The organism is Peribacillus frigoritolerans (assembly GCF_004358755.1).
Classification (GTDB): Bacteria; Bacillota; Bacilli; order Bacillales; family Bacillaceae; genus Bacillus_P.
Window position 1 is genome coordinate 19,310 of record NZ_SMZY01000003.1, and the last position, 24,005, is coordinate 43,314.

Sequence of the window (24,005 nt, forward strand, 5' to 3'; positions counted from 1 at the left end):
CTTTTAGTCGAACCTTGCTGAAGACAAGTTTCCGCCTTCTGCGCGGAAGCCTGTAAACCCTTTAGAATGGCTGAAATCCTGAAGATCCATTACGTTTTTTCCATCTACAGAAACACTAATGGAAGAACCATCGGCCATTATTTTCACGTTTGAATGATTCTTTACTTTAAGCGGAACAGTTTTCAGTATACGATCCCCATTCAAAGATGAGAGGGAGACTCTGTCTTTTTTGGAATCCAGACTAACTTTGTAGCCCTCTGTGCCTGTCTGATTCGCCCTGAATACAAGGGAACCTGTGCTGTTTTTCTCGAGTTTCACTGTGGCTTCATAGATAAAATAACTGCCTGTTTCTGAGTCAGATAGAATTAGAGCAGGCTGATTTTTAGCCCCACTTCCTTTTAAAGAGCCGTCCGATTCCTTTGTCCAATTTCCTGACAAAGCCGAGTAGCCGAAAATCGCCGTTTTTCGTTCAACAGCTGCTCCTCTGAATCCTTCTAAAGAGAAGACCGAAAAAAGCAGGGCAGCAGCGGCTGCCAGTTTCAGCAAGGTCATTTTTTTCATTTATCTATCCCCTTTCAGATTTAATAAAGCGCTTTCATTCAGTTCTAAAAAAACGGGATTGAAGAGTCACTTTCAACAATCCCTTTAATAATAATTTGTCAGCTGCTGACAGCTTCTTGATTGACAATTTTTAAAGAAGGCATGGCAGTTATCGCACCTATTTTTGTGCAGACGATCGCTCCGACCCGATTGCTGAAGAAAATCATCTTTTTCACCAAATCCATATCAGCTGCTGCGATCTTCGGATTCTCTTCGTTTGCAATCTGATAAAGAAAGGCGCCAACAAAGGCATCCCCGGCACCAGTAGAATCAATCGACTGAACTTTGATGCTTGGAACAGCCATCCTCTCTTTGCCGTTTGAAACAATTGTGCCGGCACTTCCTAACGTGACGGCAATCAGCCCATTGCAGGTTTTATGAAGAACTTCGAGTCCTGCACTGACACCCTTTACTCCTGAAATCAGTTCCAGTTCGTCCGCACTCATTTTAATAAAGTCAGCAAGATTCATTGCTTTTTTAGCCAAACTGATAAACTCTCCTGTGTTTGTTTTCCATAGATCATGTCTGAAGTTCGGGTCAAATGAAATGAATTTCCCTTTATACTTTGCTTTTTTCATCGTGTCAAAATACAGCGTTCGAAACGGGTTTTCCAGCAGAGCTGTTGCTGAACCAAAATGCAGAATGCCCGCTTGCTTTATTTTTTCCTCATCAATATCCTGTTCCGTTAAAAAAGCATCAGCCCCTCTGTTAAAAAGGAAGTCTCTCTCGCCGTCTGCCTGAAGCGATACGAAGGCAAGCGATGTTTTATGGTCAGGATCAAGCACAAGCATGCTCGTATCGGCGCCTGCTTCATCGAGCGTTTTCTTCAGAAACTCCCCAAACGGGTCCTTTCCGGCTTTACCGCAGAAGGAAGCCTTGCCGCCTAATTTACCGATAGCCGCACAAACATTGGCAGGTGCTCCTCCCGCTTGCTTTTCAAATTTTTTACCTTCTATTAAATCAATATCTGTTTCGGTGCAGAAAAAATCAATCAGCAATTCCCCGATGCAAATAACCGAAGTTCCCACCTTGCTTTCACCCTTCCTTGTTCCATATGGAAGACAGCTCATGCAGCTCCATTGATCTTATCTTTATGGGTCCTCCATGCGAGGCAAGGTGTAAAACACTCTCTTTTGACTCCGGAAACAGCAGGCTCGTAATGGCGCATTCGCCGACATTGCCGAAAAGTTCAATAGATGAAGCATCAAGAAGCAGCTGCAGACGAATGGTGTTATCCTTCATCTTCAGGGGTGCCTCCTGCACGGCTGGGAATGATGCTGAAAAGTCAGCTTCTCCTGAGGCCGTTCGGTCTGCTGACAGGGTTTCTGTTTCTGAGTCATAGCGAATGATCGTTTTTTCTGCTTCAGAATGCTGGATCGTGAATTCTGCAATTGCAGGGCCCTCAAACTCCACTTCCAGATTCAGTTCAAGCAGCGGGCTCTTAAGAGGAATCGATACAGGCTGCTCCGTTGTGACAACTTTATCTTTAAAGGATGCGCTTCCCTTTCTCAGCACCTGTGCTTCTGAAACAGGTTTTTGGATGAGGCGGACTCCATCCGCACTTGAGGACAGGGATAATTCTCGCGGTATCGTCATGACCCCCCGCCACTCTTTTGTCGGCACTTGATTGGCATAGCGCCAGTTGCTCATCCATCCGATGTAAATACGTCTGCCAGGAAGGTCCGACCAGCTCACTCCTGCATAGTTATCTCTTCCGTAATCCAGCCATAAAACAGTATCTTTCTCATGGTCATTTACAAAGGTTTCTCCATCGAAATCCCCGATAAAATACTGAGTCCGGGAACCTTCTGCATGTTCACCGGTATCTCCAAGGCTGACAAGCATCACCCACTTTTCCTTCCCGGAATCGATGGGAAGCGGAAACAGATCGGGGCACTCCCAGAACCCGGCGTGCGATCCTTCAGCAAATTCACTCGCAAACTGCCAGTCAATTAAATTCGGAGATTTGTAAATGGTTGCGCTTTGTCCTGTAGCAAGCACCTGAATCCAGTGCTTTGTTTCGGAGTGCCAGAACACTTTTGGATCACGGTAATCTGTTTTCGTTTCGTCAACAAGGACCGGATTGCCGCTGTACTTTGTCCATGTTCTTCCATTATCACTGCTGTAGGCAAGGCATTGACGCTGGCGCGGCCTGTCCGACCCAGGATATGTATCGTGACTTGTATAGATGGCGACAAGGCCTGGCTGATCATCGAAGAAACCGGTTGTATTTTCCCAATCAACAACAGCGCTGCCTGAAAAAATGGCGCCATGCTCATCAGGATGCAACGCGACAGGAAGCTGCTCCCAATGGATCAAATCCTTGCTGACCGCATGGCCCCAATGCATCGGACCCCAGATTGTACTATAAGGGTGATATTGATAAAACAAATGATATTCTCCTTGAAAGTAGACCATTCCGTTAGGATCATTCATCCATTTTTCTTCCGGCGTAAAGTGAAATTGGGGACGATATTTTTCTGTTAGAATTGGTTTCATGAAAAAAACTCCTTTTCAATAGAATAAGAGGCTGCAGATGGAACAACAGCCTCTTTAGTTTAACGTTTATTGCTGATTGCGGTCATAGCCTGTCTGTTTAATTTCAAGCCATTCCTGAAGTCCTAAACGGTCAAGTTCTGCCAAATATTCCTTCCATTCTGCTTCCGCTTTTCCATTTGTCATCCATTCTGCCCGCTTTCTGTTAATGTAAGCAAACAGATCGGCTTCAATGGATGAGAGCTTATCAAGCTCTTCCAGCGAGAAGAACACTTTTGGATACGTATTTTCAGCTTTCATATGAGGAACCATGACCTCTTTCATTAAGTCCAGTCTCCAAGCGGCATCATCCGGCTTCGTAGTAACCGTGCCATAGTATTCATCCAAAATCGCAAGCGGCCCATTCACACTTGTTTTCTGGCGCACTTCTACCGGTGCAGCTCCTTCAAGCGGCAAATGCTTCAGCATCTTTGCAGCTTCGTCATACTCAAAGATGTTCTGCTGCTTGTCATCCCCGTATGTTCCCCAGTTGTTCTGTACAGACTGCAGCGGATCATACAGCTGGTCAATCCATTTCGCAGTAAGCTCAAGGTTTTTATTTGAACTTGTAATGACCATTCTTCCTCTGTCAAAGCCCATACCGTTTGTTCTGGCAACGTTTACATTTCCGTCCGGTCCAGCCACTGGATTCATAAGATCATATTTGTCATTCATGCCCGTAATGTTTGCTTTATCCCATGTAAAGTACATGCCGTACCTTTCATCTTTGCCTTTTGCAAGATACGTGTTCCAGTCGTGTTCAAATGCTTCTACATCAATTAAGCCTTCCTTATAAAGATCACTGAAGTACATGATCGCATCTTTATATCCTTCCTCAGCTGCTGTCAGGATTACTTGACCTTCATTGCTTACAACGGTATGATCCCAGTTGTCGCCAAGGCCGAATGCTCCGAATAAGAAAGCAGGATCTTCACCGCCGTGATTAATGATAAAGGACATCGGAATTTCGTCTGCTTTTCCGTTTCCGTTTGGATCCTGTGTTTTAAATGCCACTAATACCTTCTTCAGCTCTTCGGTCGTAGTCGGCTTTTTTAAGCCAAGTTTGTTCAGCCATTCAACATTGATCCACGGGAAATCATCAACAGAATGAATATTTTCTTTTCCTGTACCAAGCTCTTCAATCCACGGGAATGCATAGATGTGACCATCTGGAGCTGTCATCATCGCTTTATATTCTGGAGAAGAATCGAGCACTTTTTTCAGATTAGGCATGTGTTTTTCAATTAAATCCTCAACAGGAACGATGGCGCCGTCTTTTGCGAGCTTCAGCAAATCATAGTCGCCGTAGCCGGCATCCATGATGGCATCCGGCAAATCACCGCTTGCCATGGCAAGATTTCTTTTTTCTGCAAACACATCATTCGTATAGTTTTTCCACTTGATTTGGACACCCGTTTTTTCTTCCAGTCTCTTATAAATCAGTTTTTCATTTGGATCCTTAGGCGCAAGCGGAGAGCTTTGCGTGATAAATTTCAGCGTTACTTCTTCCTTCAGCGGAAACGATACATCCTTTAGCTCATAGTCTTCTGAGGATGCGACATTTTTGCTTGTGCACCCGGATAATAATACAGCAGCAATTGCAGCCGTTCCTACAGCTCTCTTAACTTGTTTCATTACATTTCCCCCTATGTTTTATTTTAATGAACCAACCATAACCCCTTTTTCGAAGTACTTCTGGAAGAACGGATACATAATGATCAGCGGAAGGCTTGAAATTACGATCGCCGAATATTTAATCATCTCTGAAACCTTGGCCAGTTCAGCCATTGCCAATTGATCGCTGATCATGCCGGGTTCAGCCTGGTTCTGAATTAAGATGGATCTTAAAACAAGCTGCAATGGATGCATTTTGGGATCTTCCAGGTAGATCATCGCATCAAAATAAGAATTCCATTGGCCGACAAACGCATAGAGTGCGAGAACAAAGATAATCGGCTTCGAAAGCGGTATTACAATTTTGAAGAAAATAAGCAAGTCCGAAGCCCCATCCACTTTTGCCGCTTCATGAAGTTCATGCGGGATTCCCTTAAAGTAAGTTCTGGCAAGGATGATATTCCACACGTTGACTGCACCTGGAAGCAAAATCGCCCAGACCGTATTTAACATGCCGAGATCTTTGACAACCAGATATGTCGGAATGAGTCCGCCGCTGAAAAACATCGTAAAAAGAAAGAATGTCATAAAAGCGTTTTTACCGACAAACCCTTGAGTTGCCAGGGGAAAAGCAGCAAAGATGGATACAAATACCGTTATAATGGCAAAGCCTGCAGAGTAAAGCATGGCATTAATAAATCCTCTAATCATTGAATCATCGGATAGAATCCGTTTATATCCCTCCAGGCTCCATTCGTTCACGTTAAACGACAGCCCCTGATTCAGCAGAACCGTCGGATCCATGAATGAAGCGATGACGACATAAACGAGCGGGACAAGAACGGCAAGTACCGCCAGACAAAGAAATACTGCATTCAGAGACAGGATAATCCGGTCTACTTTTGTATGTTTAATCATGAAAATCCTCCTCTCAGATTAATAGAGTCCCTCTCCTTCATTCAGCTTTTTGACCACAAAGTTCACGACAATCAGCAGAATGACATTGATAACTGAATTGAACAGGCCGACTGCGGTTGAATAAGCATAATCTCCTGCCTGCAAACCAATTTTATAAACGTAGGTCGGAAGAATCTCCGATGTCGGCAAGTTCATGGCCGTCTGCATCAGGAACGCTTTTTCAAAGCCGATCGCCATGATGCCGCCCGCACCTAAAATAAAGATAATGGCCATAAGCGGTTTTAAAGCCGGCAGATCAATATGAATCATCCGCTGAAGAATGTTTGCTCCATCAATCGTCGCTGCCTGGTGCAATTCAGGATCCACGTTTGCCAAAGCGGCTACATAGACAATTGACGCCCATCCTGCAGCCTGCCAGATGCCAGAGATAATATAAATGGATCTGAAGTATTCGGGGTCAGACATAAACATGACCGGCTTACCGGTTATAAATGTTAGAAAATGATTAATGGGACCCGTCGGAGCTAAAAAGATAAACAGCATTCCGACAATGACTACGACAGAAATAAAGTTTGGCGCATATAAAAACAGCTGGATATTTTTCTTAATGGCTGCTCTTCTGACCTGATTCAGCATCAGAGCAAGAATGATTGGAATCGGAAACCCAAGCAAAAGCCCGTATAAACTGAGCTTAAGTGTGCTCATGAAGATCGTTTCGAAATTAGGCGAGGTCAGAAATTCTTCAAAATGTTTGAGCCCGACCCATTCGCTCCCCCATATCCCCTTGATCGTGCTGAAATCCTTAAAGGCAATGATGGCTCCGTACATCGGAACATACTTAAAAACGATTGTCAGAATAACAGCAGGTGCGATCAGCAGGTACAAAAAGTAATTCTTTTTGATATAGTCCCATTTGTACTTTGCTTTGGCCTTCTTTTCAGCCCTGATTATGACAGCGTTCTCATCTTTTGCCTTCACTACCTCCTGCATGCAACTCCCCCCTTTGATAAAAAAACGCTTATAAGCGCTTTCATATTTTGCGTTCAGAGATTCTATCTGTGTTCTCTGTAATTCCACTTTATCAAACAGGCATTTTAAAAAAGTTTGATTTCTTTGGAAGTAGGAGTTTAATATTTTTGGTTCTTTTTAAATGGAAAAAACCCGAGTCCTAAGACTTCGGGTTACTTTTTTGGGATGGAAGAACCTTAATCTGAAATCGAACAGGTTAAGATCTTTCTTTTGTTAGATGGATTTATATGAAATTGAAGTTATTTTTTAAATGACAAACCACTTTCTTTCAAAGAAGCTCTAAGCTTTGGTAAAGATGCCGGACCTATGCCATGTAATTTCAAGATCTCTTTTTCGCTAATCCTAGATAGTTGCTGCAAGTTGGTTATTCCTTCGTGCTCCAAAGCTCTTCTTGCAGGTGAGGATAGCTGTGAAAGAAATCCGCTTTCTGGTTTGCTTTCTTGCTCACACGCTGGACAGCTTGGACAATCACTGCTCTTATAGTATTTGTGTCCTTTGTCGCATATCCTTAAAGTTTTTATTGAAGACATATACATTCTCTCCTTTATTCTTTACATATATAATAGACATCTTTAAATATACTTATTTAACATTCTTTTTATTTTAAGCCTGCGGTAAATTTAAAAGCCGATCCCAATTGGAATCGGCCAAACGTTTTGAGTTGTTTTTTACTCACTTTTCTCCATGACTGCAAAGTAGTTCTTTTCACTATCAGCAAAGTTAAAAACTCTCCCAGAAGGTATTTCTACAATATCTCCGACGGTGACTTCTTTATTTAGCAAGCGGCTGTGTAATTGATCTAGATTGTCTGTGACAAACATTAAGGAAGGTGTGCCGAGATTTAGTTCTGGCTGCATTTTAGCGATGAGTTCTTGATCATGGAGAATAATACTTGTTTCAGCCTCACTTGAAGGGGCTATTTCAATCCATCTCATTCCTTGACCGTTTTCCTCTTCAGAAATAACTGTGAATCCTGCTTTTTCTGTCCAAAATTTCACTGCCTCATCCTGGTTCTTTACATATACCATAACTTGTCCAAGTTTCTTAATCATCCCTATTCACTCCTTATATTTTGATAACAGAATTTTGGGCTGCTTATCTAGTTCAATATTTTTTATTCAACAAATATAAGCTTTATCCTTCCTAACATAATGTAATTTAAACGTATAATCCCCACTTCAAAAAAGTGCATTTCTCCTTCTTGAAGAAATGCACTTTTTGGTTACAGAGTTCTAACTTATACTTTTGGTTTCCATCATTCTTTGATCTTTATAAAATTTAGCAAATAAATAACGAACGAAAGGTCCCATGATGATGAGCTGCAGAGGGAAAGCAAATACGAAATTTTTTAACACAATAGATAAGTAGCTTTCAACTAATGATTCTTCACCCAGGCTGCTGTAAAAATAGGCAGTCCCTAATCCATAAAGAGACATAAAAGAAACCATCCCAACTACCATAAAAAATGAAACAGATAGAATGACTAAGATTTTTTTAGATTTGTCATATGGCAAAGAAAAAGCAAGTTTCTGTGCCGCTGGGCCGACAATAAATAGTTCCAATACGAAAGCAATAATAAAACCCAGCATTAGTTGAAGGAGGATACCTTGTATAGGTACCATTCCTATCAGATCATTAATTATTAAATTATAAAACGTCATGACTATGACCATCCCCGCGCACATGATCAGTCCAAAATAAAAACTTTCTCTCTTCGTTGTTGGCAAATTACTTCATCCCTTCTTTTAAGTACTTCGCCATTATAGCGAAAAGGGATGTCCTTTCATAAGTGACAATTTTGTGAATAATTCTCTTTAACTTAATAAGAAAAAAACGAAGCCTCATAACGAATAACCAGCCCCATTTATTTGGAAGGCTGGTTATACTATGTTTTATTCATTTTAAATTTATTTATAAATGCACTATACGTGTAAAATAGAACGTCTTGTGCAGCAGCACCTTTCATTCCTTTTCATCAATATCTTCTAAACCGCCATTAATTTTAGCCACAGCCTTATCAGCAGATGCTTTTACATCTTTCCCCCCTATGCCGATGTCTTCAAATAATTCCTTAAGAGCATCGCTTATGACCGGGTATGCCGGTGAAACTGGCCGGTTTTTTGAGTACTTTAATGCCTGCTGCACAAAGATATTTTTCGGATAGGCGGTCAGCTCGGGAAATGCTTTTGAGACGGAAAATCTCGCTGGCATGTCGCCGGTTATGTCGACATATTTTTTTGAACCTTCAAAGCTCGTCATATACTTGATAAACGCCCAGGCCTCTTCCGGATGCTTTGATTTTGCTGAGATGCCGAGTGCCCAGCCGCCATTTGGAGTAACTTGATGGTATCCTTTCGGCAAAGGAGCTACTCCAAAGTCCTCACCAAGTTTGAAATCTGGATAGTTCCGTTCGATTTCCTCAAGCATCCATGATCCCAGGACAGACATGCCCAGGTGTCCTGTTACAAATGGATCTGGAGGCATCTCTACAGTCGCCACTTTGTAGCGGTGATAGAGATCCTGATAAAATTGCAGGGCTTCTACCGCATGTTTTGAATTAAGATAACCCGTGGCAGTGGCTCCATCAGGACTGAGAACATCAGCACCGAATTGCCATAATAATGGCGTTTTAAAGTATGCTGGAGATTCCCCGTCGCTGAATCCCTGACCAGGATCAATTCCGTAGATTTCATTCCCGGGATCATTGATTTTCTTTGCAAGTTCCACCACTTCGCCCCATGTCATCGGATCAGCCGGGTCCTGGGACGGAAGCGGCAGTCCCGCTTTTTTAAACAGATCAATGTTGTAAAATAAGGCCACACCGGATTCTGCAATGGGAGACAGATAGATTTCATCTTTAAATTTCATGCCTTCAAGTGTTGAAAAAGGAATATCCTCTATTTGCCCTTCTTCTTTCATTTCCTTGTCAATCGACAATAGCGCACCTGAATTGGCATAGAGGGCCAGGTTGGGACTGTCGATCGACATAATATCAGGCGGGCTTCCTGCCGCTATTTCCGTCCTCAGTCTTAATTCATAATCCCCATAAGGGATGGCATTCATTTTAATGCTGATGCCTGGATGAGAGGATTCAAAGGCCGAAATCAGTTCTTTATAAGCTTCATTTTCAAGCTTGGTGCCATAATTTCTCCAGAAAGTGAGTTCAATGTTCTCTGATTTCTCAGCGGGCAGCTGATTATTTTTTTCCTCACCTGAAAACAAGCTTAATGATGAAAAGGCATAATATCCTGCTGCAATGAACAGCAAAATGATTAGTATAAAAATGATTACTCTTTTTTTCATCATCTATTCCTGCCTGCCACTTCATCCAAGTTCAAAGCAGACTTCCGGTATTCTGCCGGTGTTTGTCCAACATGTTTTTTAAAGACGGTGCTGAAGTAGCCGGAATTGGAATAGCCTGTTAAGTATGCAATATCAATCACTTTCAGCTGTCTGTCTTTTAACAATTCGCATGCATGCTTCATCCGTACTTCCACTAAATAATCACTGAAGTTCTGACCGATATGGAGCTTAAAAAGTTCAGATAAGTAGGCACTGTTAATATGAAATTGCTCAGCCAAAGAGGTCAGCGTCACTTCATTTGCAAAATTCAGGTCCAAGTAGCGGCGGACATTTTCAACAATGGCTAAACCATTGGGCGAAGAACGAGAATTGCTTACAAGAAGGATGATTCTGTGAGCAAATGCCGTTACTTGTTCAATGACTTTTTCATGGGCAGTCAATTCTCCGATACTCTGCTGGCATGTCCACATCGTTTGATTAATTTCCGTTCTGTCCATATCATATTTCGCAGCAAGCGATTCAAGCAGCAGGAGGATCCGGTTGGCTGCAAACGAGAAAGACAGCATAGACTTGATTTTTGCTTCATTCAAAAGATCGAATATCAGCTTGCTGCACTCCTGTAAATTGCCGTTTTCAATCATGTTTGCTGCTTTTTTCTCCTGATCAGGCGAGAGTTCGAAAACCGCCTTATGAAGCGTTCCATCAATTATTTGTGATTTTGCGCAAGAATCACTCTGACTCCACGCGAGCAAGGATGAAATATAGCCTGTTTTTAACTCCGTCACATCTACCGGTTTCCCCATGCCAATCACTGTCTCAGCTTGAAGATACTTTCTTACATAAGTTTGCACCTTTTTGACCATACTCGGCGTTTCCAAAGGCGCCTTTTTATCTTTACAGAGAAGGAAATGAAGCATGTTTGCATAGCCCGGATCATAAAAAGTACAAGTTCCTTCATACTGATCGGCCATTTCTTTGCAAAGCATCCTGAACGGCAGCCAGAGCTCTTTTACTGAATGTTGAGCTGACGCCCTAAGTTCAACTGTGAAGAATTGAACATGTCTTTCTTCCTCTGCAAGAAAGCCCAGATTGAGATGCTGGAGTCTTTCTGCCGCAAATGGTTCAGACCATTCTTCCTTTACCAGCTGCAGCACATATTGCTCTTTCATTTCTTCCAGCTGTGTGTGAACAAGCCTGGACACTTTTTCTGATTCAAGCTGCTTCTTTTTTTCAAGGACAATTTCATCCTTCACTCTTCTCAAAGCCTCTGCCAGCTCATCAGGAGCAACAGGCTTAAGCAAGTAATCTTTCACACCTTCAATAAGAGAAGATCGGACATAGTCAAAATCAGAGTATCCCGATAACACAATGACTTTTACATGAGGATATTCCCTGTGGCACCTCCCCGCAAATTCAATCCCGTCCATGACTGGCATCCGTACGTCCGTTATCACCAGGTCTGCCTTTGTTTCCTCCACTAATTGGAGCGCTTCCTTTCCGTTTGATGCTTCTCCTGCAATCTGGAACCCCTCTTCTTCCCAGTTTGCTTTCATTTTCAGCCCTCTGCGGACTTGAATTTCATCGTCCGCTATAATGACCTTCATCATGTATATCCCCCTCATTTCCCTTTATACATAATGCAATGCTTGTCCCGGCTCCCTTTTCTGATAAGATTTCGATTGAAAAGCGGCTTCCGTAAAAGAGCTTCAGCCTGCCAATCACATTTCTCAGGCCAATGCTGCTTCCGCCGCTGTCCAATACACCCATCGTTTCATATTCTTTTTCTTCGGCCAAAAGCTGTGAAATCAACTCCTCTGACATGCCTATGCCATCGTCTTCTATCACTATGGTTAACTGGTTTTCTCTCCATTCCGTCCGAATCTGAATATCTGCAGATGTTTTTTCCGCCAAGCTATATTTCACCGCATTTTCAACAAGCGGCTGGATAATAAATTTGCAGATGGGGAAGGAAGCAGCTGCCGGATCCTCGTCAATTCTAAATATAATTGCGCCATCGTACCTAAGCTTCACAATTTCAATAAAATCGCGGATATAGGCAATCTCTTCCCGTAACCTGACAATGTCAGTTTTAGTGTTTAACGAGTATCTCATCATTCTTCCAAGATAGATGCTTACATCCAAAACTTCCTTCTGTTTATTCTGCAGCGCAAGACTGCCGATCACCTCAAGAGTATTGTTCAAAAAGTGAGGATTGATCTGCAGAAGCAGTGCTTTATATTCAGCATCTTTTCTTCGGAGATTCGCCTTATATTCTGTTTTAATCAATTCATTCAGCTTTCTGATCGTATGATCAAAAACCTTGATCGCATACCCGACCTCATGATTATAGGATTTAATCGTCGGCATAAACGTCCTTGCTCCTTCAAGGTCTCCTTTTTCAACAAATTTCATTGCATTTGTGAGCTTTCCAAGCGGCCGGACAATATTTGAAGAAAGGACATAAGAGGCAAGGATCGTCAGCAGAAAGATCACTCCGCTGAAAATCAATAATTTTTGCTGCAGCCTGTCAATTTCGGCAAACAGCTCAGACTTTGTGATTTCGCTCACCAGCGTCCAGTTGCCTATCTTCAGCTTTTGAAAAAAGACAAGATAGTCATCATGGTTGTACGCTGTTTCTATTAATCCATTAAACTGCTTCATTCGCTGAATTTTTCCGAGACTGTCATTTAAAACGGGAGCCGGGGTCTCAATCCTGCCAGATAAAACGTTCTCTCCCTTTTCATCCAGCAAATATACCCGGCCATTTTCGCCAAGTTTAATTTTGCCCAGTGCCGTTTCAAGCAGCGATGAAGGAAAACTGACTTTAATAATTCCGGATAAATCAAGCATCTGCATATCAAAGAGAGGAATTAAATAACTGTTAACCTCTGTTTCCCTCATCAGCTGATGCAGCTGATACGGGTCTCGGTGATGGCTTACCCAGCGTTTTTCTCCCTTTGAAAATTTTTTGAACCAATCCGTTTCAGCAAGGAGCGGATTATCTCCCCAGGTTCCTGTACCATCGTTTAGAAAAACAGAAATGTCCATGCCATTTGAATTATTGATCATCATGGAAGAAAGCTGCATCTTCAGATGATTTTTAATCAGCAGCCGTTCAGCAGATTGGACAGCCGGATCACTTTCTGCATGCAGCCATTCCTGAGTTGCCTGATTGACCAGTACCTGCTTCCCTAAATCCTCTGCCTGTGAGGTGACCGAGTTAATATAGATGGAGTATTGCTCCATCATTTCGACTGTTGAATCCTTCGTCTGCTCTTCAATTACGGATGTAAACCAAGCCGGAATGAGAAGTGATAAAACAAGAAATGGAACGGTCAGGAGAATCGTAAAAATGATGAACAGCCGATTTCTAAGAGAATAAAACATGAAGCCTCCCGGTAACTTTTCAAAAGTTTCTGTTAGTTCTAATTTCTTACAGTATAATACAAACTTGAGTTTGCTGGTTTGTATTTTTATTAATAATCAATTTGGTAAACGTCAGAATAAAAAAAAAGGCAGCGTTCAAAAAACGCTGCCTTTCACTCATTATTCTTATTTGCGGATCCAAACGGCTCCTGCAGAGTTATCCTTCGCTTCGCCTACAACCTGGAATTTCAGGCCGTAGTTTGGAACATAGCGTCCAGCGTCTGGAATAACTTCATTCATGTAGGATCTTGAGTCATCGAAGAATGTGACTCCTTTTAAGCCGTTGTAGCTGTATTCGCCGCGTGTCGGGCTGTCTACGTACCATGAAGCAGATTTGTCATATGAGAATGCTGCATCTGCAATTTGGTAACGTGTCGATTGTGTTGTTGTCAGTTTGCCGTCAAGCAATCCGTATAATGGCTGAGGATGAGAGTCAACGACTCCAAGGAATCCTTCACCAGGATGCACGCCAACCCAGTTGTCTGAGTAGCTGTCATCTGCATACCAGACGACCATGCCTGTATTGTATTTAGGTCCGCGGGAGAAAGCTAAAGCTTTGTCAGATCCAGCGTAGTTTCTCCACTCCAGGTAGTAATGGTGTTTAGCAAAGAATGTTCCGTTAAATGCTTTGAAGCCGTCTAATGTAAATTTAGGTGTGCCTTCTGCATCGTCGCTGAATACTTGTTCGCCATCAGCAGTAAGAACTGCATTGTCTAAAGCAAAACCTTCAGGTGCAAGGCCGCCGTCTGTTGAGTATTCAAATACAAGTTTTACTTTTTTGCCGGCAAATTCGCTGAGGTCATAGGATTTATCGATCCATTTGCCGTTTGTTGTTCCTTTAGTAGCGTCACCATCTGTTACGTCGCCGCCTAAGACTTCAAGAACTTTGGTGCCATCAGCTGTTTCGGCACTTACTTTCAAGTAGTCACATGCACAGCCGTACTCAATCTCATAGTTTGCTTTGTAAGTGAATGCTGCACTAGTTTTTCCTGTTAAATCAAATTCAGGTGTTTCCATCACAGTGTGAAGGTCATCGCCTTTTGTACTGTGATAGTATTTTTCGCCGAATTCAGGCTGAATTGTACTTTTTACTTGTTTTTCAGGAAGGTTTACTTTCACGATTCCTGGATTCTTTGATTTAGTGACACTTTGATCGAGGAATGTTGCTGTTCCCTCAGCTGTCACATCTTTGTAGTCAATCTCTTGAATATTTGCCCAGTTTCCGCCCATAACTGTTTGGAAAAATTCTTTGTTTTGCGGGGAGAAGCTTGTCGGTTCTGTTCCCGCTGTTTGGCCATTCCAGCTTCCTCCGCTCATGATGGACCATGAAGCAACAGGCTCGCCGTTTCCGCTGTACTGCGTGTCATATTCGTCAGGCAGACCTAAATCATGTCCGAATTCATGTGCGAATACGCCGACTGCACCATCTTCAGGCTGGATTGTATAGTCATAAGCAGCCATTGCTCCGCCCCAGTAAGGTACTTCTGCTCTTGTACCTTCAACTTTATATACCCCGTCCAATGTCCAGCGGTGAGACCAGATTGCATTATTGCCCAATTTGCCTCCGCCAGCTTCTTGTCCAGTTCCTGCATGTACAATCATTAGATGGTCAACAAGTCCGTCAGGCTCGTTTTGATTGCCGTCTCCATCTAAATCATATAAATCGAACTCGTCATATTGAGCGAGGTCCATTCCAGATTTGGCTGCCGCATTAAGGGTATCTTTCACAAGGTCTCGTGGTCCTTTTGGCGCCAGGTTGTCGTGCCCTCCAGCTGGATTGTCGTCTCCATAATCAGCTGCTTTGCCCGGAACAGTCAGCCATTCCGAAACAGTGCCGTCAACCGTATAGCTGCCGCCTGATTGCTCTTCATAATATTGCTTGAATGTCGGTACTTTTTTACCGTCTAACAGCTGAAACGGCTTGTCCCCAAACAGCATTTTTTCATAATGCTCTTTGCTGAAGTCATTTGAATACATGTAGCCGTCTTCTTTGACAATGTTGTTATGCTTGAAATCTTCAAATTCCACAAGCAAAATCAGGACTTTGTCTTCTCTTACAGTGCCATTGTATTTAGCCTGTTTTGCAGGCTTCACATCTACAAAGCCGTCTTTTTTGTTATTTTCCAGTTTTTCATGGCCTTTATTTAATTGCTTTGTCAGCTTTTCTTTCTGCTTTGTTAAGAAATCCTTCGATTTCTTGTCGATTTCCAGTTTTGCATCATGATCATCTTCATGGAGATCAACTGTCGGTTTTTCGCCTTGCTTTTTCTCGATATATTTTTGCACGGCTGCAGCGACTTCCTTGTCACTTGCTTTTTGCGGAATGAGTCCTTGTTTTTTCAGCGCATTTGCCAGACGGTCCTCATTGATAATGTTTAGATCAATTGGTGCTGACAGCGCTGTTTGAACGTCTGTTGGTACAGGTTCTTTCGCAAATCCAGCTGGCGCGAATAAGCTTGCGGCCAGACTTGTTGCTAGAAGTGATGTTCCGAATTTCTTGCTCCACTTTGCCAATACTACCCCTCCTATTTGTAAGAACATGTAGAATTTTCTGTTTTTTCTACATATTTAACGATAGCACAATCTGAATTAGATAGAATTGACCTTTTCTCCTATAATCGGAAAAATTTTACTAGAATAATAGATCAATAGGAATATGACTAACCCATCCTATTTAGCCTATAAACCTGGAGCAAAAGCAGGGAAGAAGGACGATAATCCCCGAATCACCCCCAAAAAATAGTCATAGATGATAAATAGTGTATTGAGATACATAGGCAATCAAGCTGCTGAGGAGGGTAAATATGGAATCATACGTGAAAGATTCTCTGCATGAATGGAAAGAGGACATGCTGAAGCAAAAGAATGAAATCGACGCAGAATATGACAAGGTCAAAAGCGAGCTTCAGCTATATTCCTATAAATTCGGCATTACAAAGCAAGTGATTCAATCTACTATAAATGATGAAATCATAAACAATATCAAAACAACCTATCAAAAGCCATTTGAAGAAAAATTCAATGAGCTGAAGCTTTATATAAAAGAGCTGGAAGAAAAGCGAAGGGTTTATCAGATGTTTGTGGAGAAGATTGAGAAGGTCAGCGAGTCTGAAGAGAATTAACGATCTACAAAGAAAAGGACCAGTGAATGGTCCTTTTCTTGATCTATATTCACTTAAGTCTGAACTAATTTACTTACTCGTGAAATCAGATATATACTTTTTAACAACTTCATAAACATACTCTTGATTTGCTGCAGCAGTATCAGGGTTATATTTACCGCCGTTTACTTTATTATTAGATAATACACGGATACCAAGGAATGGTACATCATAAGCTTTGGCAATTTGGGCGGCAGATGCGCCTTCCATTTCTTCTACAGACGAACCATACTTAGTATGAAACCATTTAATGCGGTCAACTTCATTATTCCATACGTCTGCAGAGCCTATCGTACCTTCGACAATTTTACCTTTTGTATAGGTATCTTTAACAGCATTAGCAGCTGTAAGTAAATCTTTATCTCCCTCATAGAAACGCGGCTTTTCAGCATTAGGATCTTCTCCAGCACTTCCTTCAGAAGCCATTAAGTCCATTGGTTTCCAAATCGTTGGATCAATTCCTTGATTTTCATCCTTATCTGTTGTTTTTAAGGAACCCAAGTTTACCGTTCTTTTCCCTAAAACAATATCAAAAACGTTTAAATTCGGATCATGACCGCCTGAAGTTCCTTGATTAATTATTACAATTGGATTATATCTTTCGATAGCCACCGCCGTAGCAGCTGCAGTATTTTCCATACCCTTGCCTGTTTTTGCAACGATAACCGGATAGTTTTCCAGTTTTCCTATGTAAAATATAAATGTTCCTGATTTTTCTTCTTTAACATCTTCTAACTTTTTTGCGAAATTTTCAGCTTCGATTGGCATTGGCCCTTGAACAAGAATAGGTCTTTGATCCTTTTTTTCAGCCGCTTCAGACTCTGAAGCAGAACTGCACCCTGCCAATACTGTTAATACATAAATGGTGATAATCGCTAGTGAAGCATATTTTTTCAGCTGTTTGATTTTCATTCATTCTCTCTCCTTAGTGTGACTCATCTGATTGTATTTCTGCAGAATTAAATATGAAATCCTCCTTATTTAGTCCAGCTCGCTTTTTCTGCTTCCTTCTGAATATGATCTGAATGCTGCTGGTTCTGACACAAAAAAGAGGTCTGGAAAAAGCAGAATGATTTCTACCTTCTAGACCTCTAAGTTAAAGTATGGAAAATCCAGCAAAATAGAAACTTCTTGCCAAGGCTATAAAAGCTGAACAGTCTAATACTTTAACTCGTAGTCCAGTTCTTTCAATGGGAACCAGGTAGAGACGCTCAGACCATATTACTGAGGATATACGAGTAATGATATATAAATTAATTACTTTGATAACATAACAAAATAATGATAGATAATCAACAAAAATACGAATATTAAATGATAAATTTTTTATACCGTTCGCATTATCAACGATATTCTAGACGTTAGTTAAAATTAAAGATGATTAAATAGAACTAATTCCGAATTTTATCATCTAAAATCGATTCCTGTTATTTGAAATTGAATAATAATATGGATTTGAAAAGGCGCTTCCTCTTATAAAAGAAACGCCTTCCTTTTATTAATCACTTCTCCTTCATTCCAATAATTACAAAATAGACCGCCCCTAGAAAAAGCAAAGCGCTCATAATTAATGGGATTGTGCCTATCTCTATTAGAGCTGTACTAAACAAACCGAAACGAGAGTCAAATCCTCCTCCGATGTCAGGAGCCGATAAATAGAGTGAATAAACTGCTGCTGCGACAAGTGTTAATCCAAACAGCACAGCACTTGATATGGCACCCATGCCGCCAATGACTAATTTCTTCATATTCTTCTCTCCCTAAATCAAAGTAAGACTATGTATCTATTCCATATTCAGGTAATATAACCTTCTTTTAAATAATAAAAAACCAGCCGGCAAGATTTCTCCGGCTGATTCTTATTGAAGATATTTCCCATGATCAGGCATGGCAAGCTTTTCAAAATCCCTGCTTAATTCGGCAAGGCCTTTTCTCAGCTCTTCGCCTGACATTGGCAGTCCGTGACCAGTAATAGCAGTGGATGGCTTCAAAGCTTCCAATGTTTTCACTGAGTCCCAGGCAGCATGCCAGTCTGTTGTGTAATACCTTGGGGGACCTGAAAGTTCCTGCTTCTGAGTAAACACTTTATAGAGTGAATCCTGTCTGACTGTGACGAAGGCATCTCCTGCAATCAATGTACGGTCTTCTTCGCGATAAAAAGAAACATGGCCAGGCGTGTGTCCAGGCGTATGGATCCATTTCCATTCTGGCAAACCTGGAATCTGTCCATTTTCTCCTAATGCTTGGACATGATCCGTTAAATTGATGCCATCATTCGGAAAAAGCCGTGACATCTTGGCGATCAATCCGCCTTCAACACTTCCATCCGGTTCCGGATAATCTTTTTGACCTGTCAAATACGGCAGTTCCAGTGCATGAGCGTATACAGGCACCTGCCACTGTTCAACGAGTTCAATGATGCCGCCGACGTGATCAAAGTGCCCATGTGTCAGCAAAATTGCTTTAGGCGCCATTTCTACCCCGGCATGCACTTCAAAAGCTGATTTAATCGTGTCTGCAGAGTGCGGCATCCCTGCATCAATTAAATACCAGTCGTCTCCGCTTCTCAGGAAAACAACATTTACGATTTGATTCGTATAGCAGAAGACACCCGGCAGGACATCGAATTCCAGACCGCTTGCAACAGATGTCATCGGCATCCATTTGTTCTCAAAGGAGCTCTCCATTTGGTCACTCATTGCTGATACCTCCTATGTATGGTTCAAAGGGTTAGTATCTTCAATCAGCATGGCTTTATTCACAAACCAGTATCTGCCTTGAAAACATTTGCTTTCTCACTGTACAGCGGTCTGCAATGCGAAACCCTGCCTCTTCAACCATGTGATCCATCGTTTCACTTGTCACAACCACCGTTTTATCCGCAATGCGGCGGGCATGTCTTAAGATAGACTGCTGCTCATCAGGTGTAGCGTGAGTGTATAGGTTATAGGGCATATCAATAATGGCGACATCATACTTGCCTGCGATTTCTGATATCGGTGTTGTTTTGACATCACATTCATAGCCAAAATGAGCGATATTTTCTCTCGAGCCGTCTGTCACCAGAGGATTAATATCGCGTCCCACAATATCAATGCCCATGGATAAAGCTTCTACTAAAACGGTTCCTATTCCGCAGCACGGATCAATCGCTTTTATGCCAGCAGGATTTGGAACAGCAATATTGGCAACTGCTCTTGCAACCCTAGTGCTAAGTGCAGTGGAATACTCACGCGGTTTTTTTAAGTGATGCAGCCAGACCGGTTCGCTTTTGCGGTACTTTCCGAAATACCAGCGCCCGCCGTGAGTGGTCAGGCCAAACGTCCGGTCCGGATTCCGAACATCTGCTTCTGCTTTGAATGGCCAGCCAACCTGCCGCTCCATGTTTCTGCGCTCCTGGTAGCTGATTTGCTCGTGTTCTTTAAGATCATTGATTTTCAGAAAAATAATCTTAAACGTATCCGTTCCGATATCAATCTGCTCAACCTGCTTTACAATCTCAGAAAGCTCGTCTCCCTCATAGATGACTTCGAGTCTCTCTTTCATAAAAGGACTTCTGCTTGGATCTATGCCAACTTGACTTTTCAGACTGAATCCATCGGGCTGAATGCCAAAAAAAGAACGCATTTCCAAGTGACAAAGGGACATCTCCTCTTCTGTACATGCAAAAGTATATATAAATGCCGGTTTTCGGCTAAGTTTATCCAATCTATTCCCATCCTTCAGCGCTTTAAAATATTCTTCCTATCAAACCATATCTGTATTCAGAGAGAAATGCAATTGTCCAGATGGGTAATTTCTTCTTTTTGAGCAAATGATACATAGAAAAAGGAGGCTGATTGTCTTGAAGGAGCGAGAAAGGATCAAAAACCAAGAAGACGAGCAAACTTCACAGGGTCTGAACCAGATTTTTGAGATCATTAATGCAAAAGGCGATGAAGGAGAATTAAAAGAAATCGCAGAAACTCCTGATGAACATTTGTTATGCAGTGATGATTTGTTTGACCGCCAGCTGTTTGCGATTGTGGACGATACGGTTCGTGAAGATGAATAAATTATAAGTACGGGTTTAGATGATCATCTCATTTAAACCCGTTTTTATTGAAGCGTTTTTTCCACAGCAGCATATGATAATTTATCCTGCACTTCAAAATAACCGCCTAATAAAAACAGATTTCATATCAATATTTATCTATCCTGCAAAGGAGGGAACCGATTGTCATCTCCGGGGACAAAAACAACTCACAAGATGAAAAAATTCGCAGTTAAGCTATTCTTTCCGTGTATTGTCATTATGTTATTATTTCTTTCTTTCTCATTCGGCAAAAATTCAGCAACTGCTGATCTATCAGGTGAAATACTTAATTATGACAAACTAAAAACAGTCATTGCAGAAAACCAATCAGAACTAGATGATATCCAAGAGAAAATCGGCGATAAGCAAAAAGAGTATGATGAATTGATGGGTATCATAAGCGAAAAAGAGAAGTTTGAAAATCAATATACGATTGCAATGGAAAAATTGGCAGAAATGAACGGGCAGCTTGCAGAATTAAATAAAAAGATAGAAGCAAAGAAGAAAGAATTATCCGCTCTTGAAGGTGAAATAGCCGATAAAAAAGATTAGTGCTTTTTTATTTAATGAACTATAAAAAAAAGCGAAAGACCTCTAAAAACAGGACTTTCGCTATTATTATGCTATTATTTATTCGCTTCGTGAACTTTCAGAAGCTTGCCTTTAATCGTTGTATTTCTCATTGCCTTCAAAACGATTGGACCTTTTCCATTCAAAATCTCTACATATGAAACGTTATCCTGTATGGTGATGATTCCAATATCACCTGCTGTCATTCCCGGAATCTTGGCGATTGTTCCGACAAAATCGACTGCTCGTATTTTCTTTTTCTTGCCTCCGTTGAAGTAGAGCTTCATAATGCCTTTGTTCAGCTGGGCACTTTTATCTTTTTTAATCACAGGACGAGATGTTATTTTCGCTTCAAATGCACCTTTTGCTTCAGAAATATCCTCTCTTGTTGGCGCCAGTGTTCTAGGAATTTCAAAACCGATATATTCTTCTATTTCTGATAAGAATTTTTCTTCGTAAGGCGTAACAAAAGTTATCGCTTTTCCTGTCTTGCCTGCCCGGCCAGTTCTGCCAGTCCTGTGAACATAGCTTTCTTTCTCAAGCGGCAGGTCATAGTTAATGACATGTGTAATATTATCAATGTCGATTCCTCTGGCGGCTACATCAGTCGCAACTAAATAACGGAATTTCCCTTTTTTGAAATCATTCATGACAGCAAAACGATCTTCCTGATAGAGACCGCCATGAATTTTGTCGCAAGGATAATTTGCGCGGTCTAATTCCTTAAATACAGTATCAACCTGCTCTTGTGTTCTGCAGAAGATGATGCAGCTGTCAGGGTTTTCTACTACTGTAACAGCTTTAAGCAGCGAAAACTTCTCCTCTTCTCTCACCACAATTAATGAATGCTCAATTGATGCAGTTGTCAGCCCAGCTGCTTTTATCTCAATTTCGTGTGGATCCTTCATATATTTATGACAAAGATTTTCTACATCCTTTGGCAGAGTAGCTGAAAAGAGCATCGTGATTCTGTCCCTAGGCAACTTTTCTATGATTGCTTCTACCTGGTCGATGAACCCCATATTCAGCATTTCATCCGCTTCATCAATAATCAGATATTGCAGCTTTTCTAAAGCAAGAGTTCCTTTTTCGATATGATCAAGTACTCTTCCAGGTGTTCCTACAACCACATGAGTTTTCTGCTTCAGTTCTAGTTTTTGTCTGTCAAATGGCTGTTTACCGTACACGGCGGCCGCTTTTATCCGTTTGAATCTGCCGATGTTCGTGATATCCTCTTTTACCTGTGCAGCAAGCTCCCTTGTTGGTGTCAGAATTAACGCTTGAGGCTTGTTTTCCTCCCACTCGACCATCTCACAGAGCGGGATGCCAAACGAGGCCGTCTTCCCGCTTCCAGTTTGTGATTTCACGACAAGATCCTTCTTTTCTAAAGCCACAGGAATCACTTTATCCTGAACTTCTGTAGGCTCCTTATAATTCAAGCTATCCAGCGCTCTCACAATTTCTGAACTTAATTTATAGGTATTAAAGCTTTTATGACTCATTTAGCAACCTCATTTTTTCTTGTGTTTTTTCAAGTATTTAACGCATGAATCATCATTATACTTGAAAAGAAGAGATGAGCGGGATAAATATTGGTTTTAGATTTTAAGACACATAAAAAACAAGAAAGGGTCCCCTCTCTTGCTTAGGTTGTGTGCCATAATTAATAATGATAAAAACGGCTGTATGACGTAATGTTCTCGATTTGTTCCATGTCCGGTTCAAACCCGATTCCCGAACTTTCAGGAACATAAATGTATCCATCTTTCATTTCCACTTCCGGTGTGATAATATCCCGCTTCCAATAATGTGAGGAAGGAGCTGTATCTCCAGGCAGAGTAAAATTGCTCAGGGACGTTATGGCAATATTATGAGCCCTTCCGATTCCCGCTTCCAGCATGCCGCCGCACCACATCGGAACGTTGTGACGCTCACATAAATCATGAATTTTCAGGGATTCTGTGAGACCGCCGATACGTCCGATTTTAAGATTGATAATCCTGCAGCTTCCAAGCTCAATCGCTTTTCTGGCATCTTCTGCACTATGTATGCTTTCATCCAGGCAAATAGGCGTTTTGAGCTCGGCCTGAAGTCTCGCATGATCAACTATATCATTATGATCAAGCGGCTGTTCGATCATCGTTAACCCGAATTCGTCGAGTGCTTTGAGATGTTCTATATCGTTCAGCGTATAAGCGCAGTTTGCATCGGCCATCAGCTGAATATGCGGAAATTCCTGACGGATTAATTTGATGATTTCTACATCCCATCCCGGCATAATTTTCACTTTAATCCTCTTATAGCCGTTTTTTAAGTAACCCTCAATTTGTTTTAGCATTTTCCCCTGAGATTGCTGGATACCAACACTTACTCCAACCTCAATTTTATCCTTTACACCGCCAAGCACTTTTGCTAAAGGCATGTTTTTCTCTTTTGCATAGAGATCCCATACAGCCATTTCAATCGCCGCTTTGGCGTTATAGTTTCCACGAATTTTCTTATATCGCTCTGACACCTCATCAGGATGACTGACAGGATCCTGATAAAGAAGGGGAATCAAATGATCGCTCATCATATGCCAGTTTGTTTTGACTGTTTCTTCATTATATATTGGCTGTGTAATCGAAACAGATTCTCCCCAGCCTGATAAGCCGGATTTCGATTTCACTTCCACTAAGATGATATCCTTATCTACTTCTGTTCCGACACTTGTTGTAAAAGGATGCAGCAAATCCATTTTAATTTGTCTGAGGATTATGCTTTTAATCTCCATT

At 41.6% G+C, this 24,005-nt stretch carries 22 protein-coding genes and 1 riboswitch; of the genes, 3 read left to right on the forward strand and 19 right to left on the reverse strand.

Translation table 11 applies throughout. The features are described from left to right. Positions 1-3: 3 nt before the first annotated feature. From E2R53_RS13590 to E2R53_RS13650, 13 genes are all read right to left on the reverse strand, one after another. Positions 4-561: a family 16 glycoside hydrolase gene (locus tag E2R53_RS13590; RefSeq protein WP_133312318.1), complete on the reverse strand. Its 558-nt coding sequence runs from the start codon at positions 559-561 to the stop codon at positions 4-6. Between the two features lie 98 nt (positions 562-659). Then, entirely contained in the window at positions 660-1,628 is a 969-nt protein-coding gene (locus tag E2R53_RS13595; RefSeq protein WP_286166199.1) for a carbohydrate kinase family protein, read from the reverse strand. A gap of 7 nt (positions 1,629-1,635) precedes the next feature. Next, positions 1,636-3,099 carry a glycoside hydrolase family 32 protein gene (locus E2R53_RS13600; protein WP_133312320.1) on the reverse strand — a complete coding sequence of 488 codons (1,464 nt, stop codon included), beginning with the start codon at positions 3,097-3,099 and terminating at the stop codon, positions 1,636-1,638. Between the two features lie 66 nt (positions 3,100-3,165). Further along, positions 3,166-4,770: an ABC transporter substrate-binding protein gene (locus tag E2R53_RS13605; RefSeq protein WP_133312321.1), complete on the reverse strand. Its 1,605-nt coding sequence runs from the start codon at positions 4,768-4,770 to the stop codon at positions 3,166-3,168. Between the two features lie 18 nt (positions 4,771-4,788). Then, positions 4,789-5,667 (reverse strand): carbohydrate ABC transporter permease, encoded by an 879-nt coding sequence (locus tag E2R53_RS13610; RefSeq protein WP_133312322.1) that lies wholly within the window; start codon positions 5,665-5,667, stop codon positions 4,789-4,791. Positions 5,668-5,685: 18 nt separating this feature from the next. Further along, positions 5,686-6,657, reverse strand: coding sequence for an ABC transporter permease (locus E2R53_RS13615; protein ID WP_070875792.1), 972 nt, complete (start codon positions 6,655-6,657; stop codon positions 5,686-5,688). A gap of 278 nt (positions 6,658-6,935) precedes the next feature. Then, a complete protein-coding gene (locus tag E2R53_RS13620) occupies positions 6,936-7,226 on the reverse strand; it encodes an RNA polymerase alpha subunit C-terminal domain-containing protein (RefSeq protein ID WP_133312323.1) in 291 nt (96 codons plus the stop codon). Between the two features lie 138 nt (positions 7,227-7,364). Next, positions 7,365-7,748: a VOC family protein gene (locus E2R53_RS13625; protein WP_133312324.1), complete on the reverse strand. Its 384-nt coding sequence runs from the start codon at positions 7,746-7,748 to the stop codon at positions 7,365-7,367. Positions 7,749-7,928: 180 nt separating this feature from the next. After that, entirely contained in the window at positions 7,929-8,423 is a 495-nt protein-coding gene (locus E2R53_RS13630; RefSeq protein WP_133312325.1) for a hypothetical protein, read from the reverse strand. A gap of 235 nt (positions 8,424-8,658) precedes the next feature. After that, positions 8,659-10,002, reverse strand: a complete 1,344-nt coding sequence (locus E2R53_RS13635) for an ABC transporter substrate-binding protein (RefSeq protein WP_286166200.1) — start codon at positions 10,000-10,002, stop codon at positions 8,659-8,661. Continuing rightward, positions 9,999-11,606: a response regulator transcription factor gene (locus E2R53_RS13640; protein WP_286166201.1), complete on the reverse strand. Its 1,608-nt coding sequence runs from the start codon at positions 11,604-11,606 to the stop codon at positions 9,999-10,001. Before E2R53_RS13640 ends, E2R53_RS13635 begins: the two co-directional genes overlap by 4 nt. After that, a complete protein-coding gene (locus E2R53_RS13645; protein WP_133312326.1) occupies positions 11,578-13,386 on the reverse strand; it encodes a cache domain-containing sensor histidine kinase in 1,809 nt (602 codons plus the stop codon). The genes E2R53_RS13640 and E2R53_RS13645 overlap by 29 nt, the downstream gene beginning before the upstream one ends. Before the next feature lie 165 nt (positions 13,387-13,551). Then, positions 13,552-15,939, reverse strand: coding sequence for an immune inhibitor A domain-containing protein (locus tag E2R53_RS13650; RefSeq protein ID WP_286166202.1), 2,388 nt, complete (start codon positions 15,937-15,939; stop codon positions 13,552-13,554). Between the two features lie 290 nt (positions 15,940-16,229). Here E2R53_RS13650 and E2R53_RS13655 point away from each other — a divergent pair, with 290 nt between their 5' ends. Further along, positions 16,230-16,547, forward strand: coding sequence for a hypothetical protein (locus E2R53_RS13655; protein ID WP_070875801.1), 318 nt, complete (start codon positions 16,230-16,232; stop codon positions 16,545-16,547). Between the two features lie 69 nt (positions 16,548-16,616). On the opposite strand, the gene E2R53_RS13660 is transcribed toward E2R53_RS13655, so the two are convergent. The 4 genes from E2R53_RS13660 to E2R53_RS13675 all read right to left on the reverse strand — a co-directional run bounded on the left by E2R53_RS13660 (position 16,617) and on the right by E2R53_RS13675 (position 20,234). Next, complete coding sequence (locus tag E2R53_RS13660) at positions 16,617-17,498, reverse strand: 5'-methylthioadenosine/S-adenosylhomocysteine nucleosidase (protein WP_133312328.1); 882 nt, start codon at positions 17,496-17,498, stop codon at positions 16,617-16,619. Positions 17,499-17,740: 242 nt separating this feature from the next. Continuing rightward, a riboswitch (purine riboswitch) is annotated at positions 17,741-17,844 on the reverse strand. A gap of 244 nt (positions 17,845-18,088) precedes the next feature. Beyond that, a complete protein-coding gene (locus tag E2R53_RS13665) occupies positions 18,089-18,334 on the reverse strand; it encodes a phosphatase (RefSeq protein ID WP_133312329.1) in 246 nt (81 codons plus the stop codon). 111 nt (positions 18,335-18,445) lie between these two features. Continuing rightward, the gene (locus tag E2R53_RS13670) at positions 18,446-19,285 is read right to left on the reverse strand and encodes an MBL fold metallo-hydrolase (protein ID WP_133312330.1); all 840 of its coding nucleotides are present in this window, start codon (positions 19,283-19,285) and stop codon (positions 18,446-18,448) included. Between the two features lie 55 nt (positions 19,286-19,340). Beyond that, the gene (locus tag E2R53_RS13675) at positions 19,341-20,234 is read right to left on the reverse strand and encodes a TRM11 family SAM-dependent methyltransferase (RefSeq protein WP_435796797.1); all 894 of its coding nucleotides are present in this window, start codon (positions 20,232-20,234) and stop codon (positions 19,341-19,343) included. Between the two features lie 196 nt (positions 20,235-20,430). Between E2R53_RS13675 and E2R53_RS13680 the strand changes: the two genes are divergently transcribed. Both E2R53_RS13680 and E2R53_RS13685 read left to right on the forward strand, forming a co-directional pair. Continuing rightward, positions 20,431-20,640 carry a hypothetical protein gene (locus tag E2R53_RS13680; protein ID WP_133312332.1) on the forward strand — a complete coding sequence of 70 codons (210 nt, stop codon included), beginning with the start codon at positions 20,431-20,433 and terminating at the stop codon, positions 20,638-20,640. A gap of 162 nt (positions 20,641-20,802) precedes the next feature. Next, positions 20,803-21,213 (forward strand): hypothetical protein, encoded by a 411-nt coding sequence (locus E2R53_RS13685; protein WP_133312333.1) that lies wholly within the window; start codon positions 20,803-20,805, stop codon positions 21,211-21,213. Between the two features lie 74 nt (positions 21,214-21,287). On the opposite strand, the gene E2R53_RS13690 is transcribed toward E2R53_RS13685, so the two are convergent. Together E2R53_RS13690 and menC are read right to left on the reverse strand one after the other, a co-directional pair. Continuing rightward, positions 21,288-22,733, reverse strand: coding sequence for a DEAD/DEAH box helicase (locus E2R53_RS13690; protein ID WP_133312334.1), 1,446 nt, complete (start codon positions 22,731-22,733; stop codon positions 21,288-21,290). 161 nt (positions 22,734-22,894) lie between these two features. Next, positions 22,895-24,004: an o-succinylbenzoate synthase gene (menC, locus tag E2R53_RS13695; RefSeq protein WP_133312335.1), complete on the reverse strand. Its 1,110-nt coding sequence runs from the start codon at positions 24,002-24,004 to the stop codon at positions 22,895-22,897. Position 24,005: the final 1 nt, after the last annotated feature.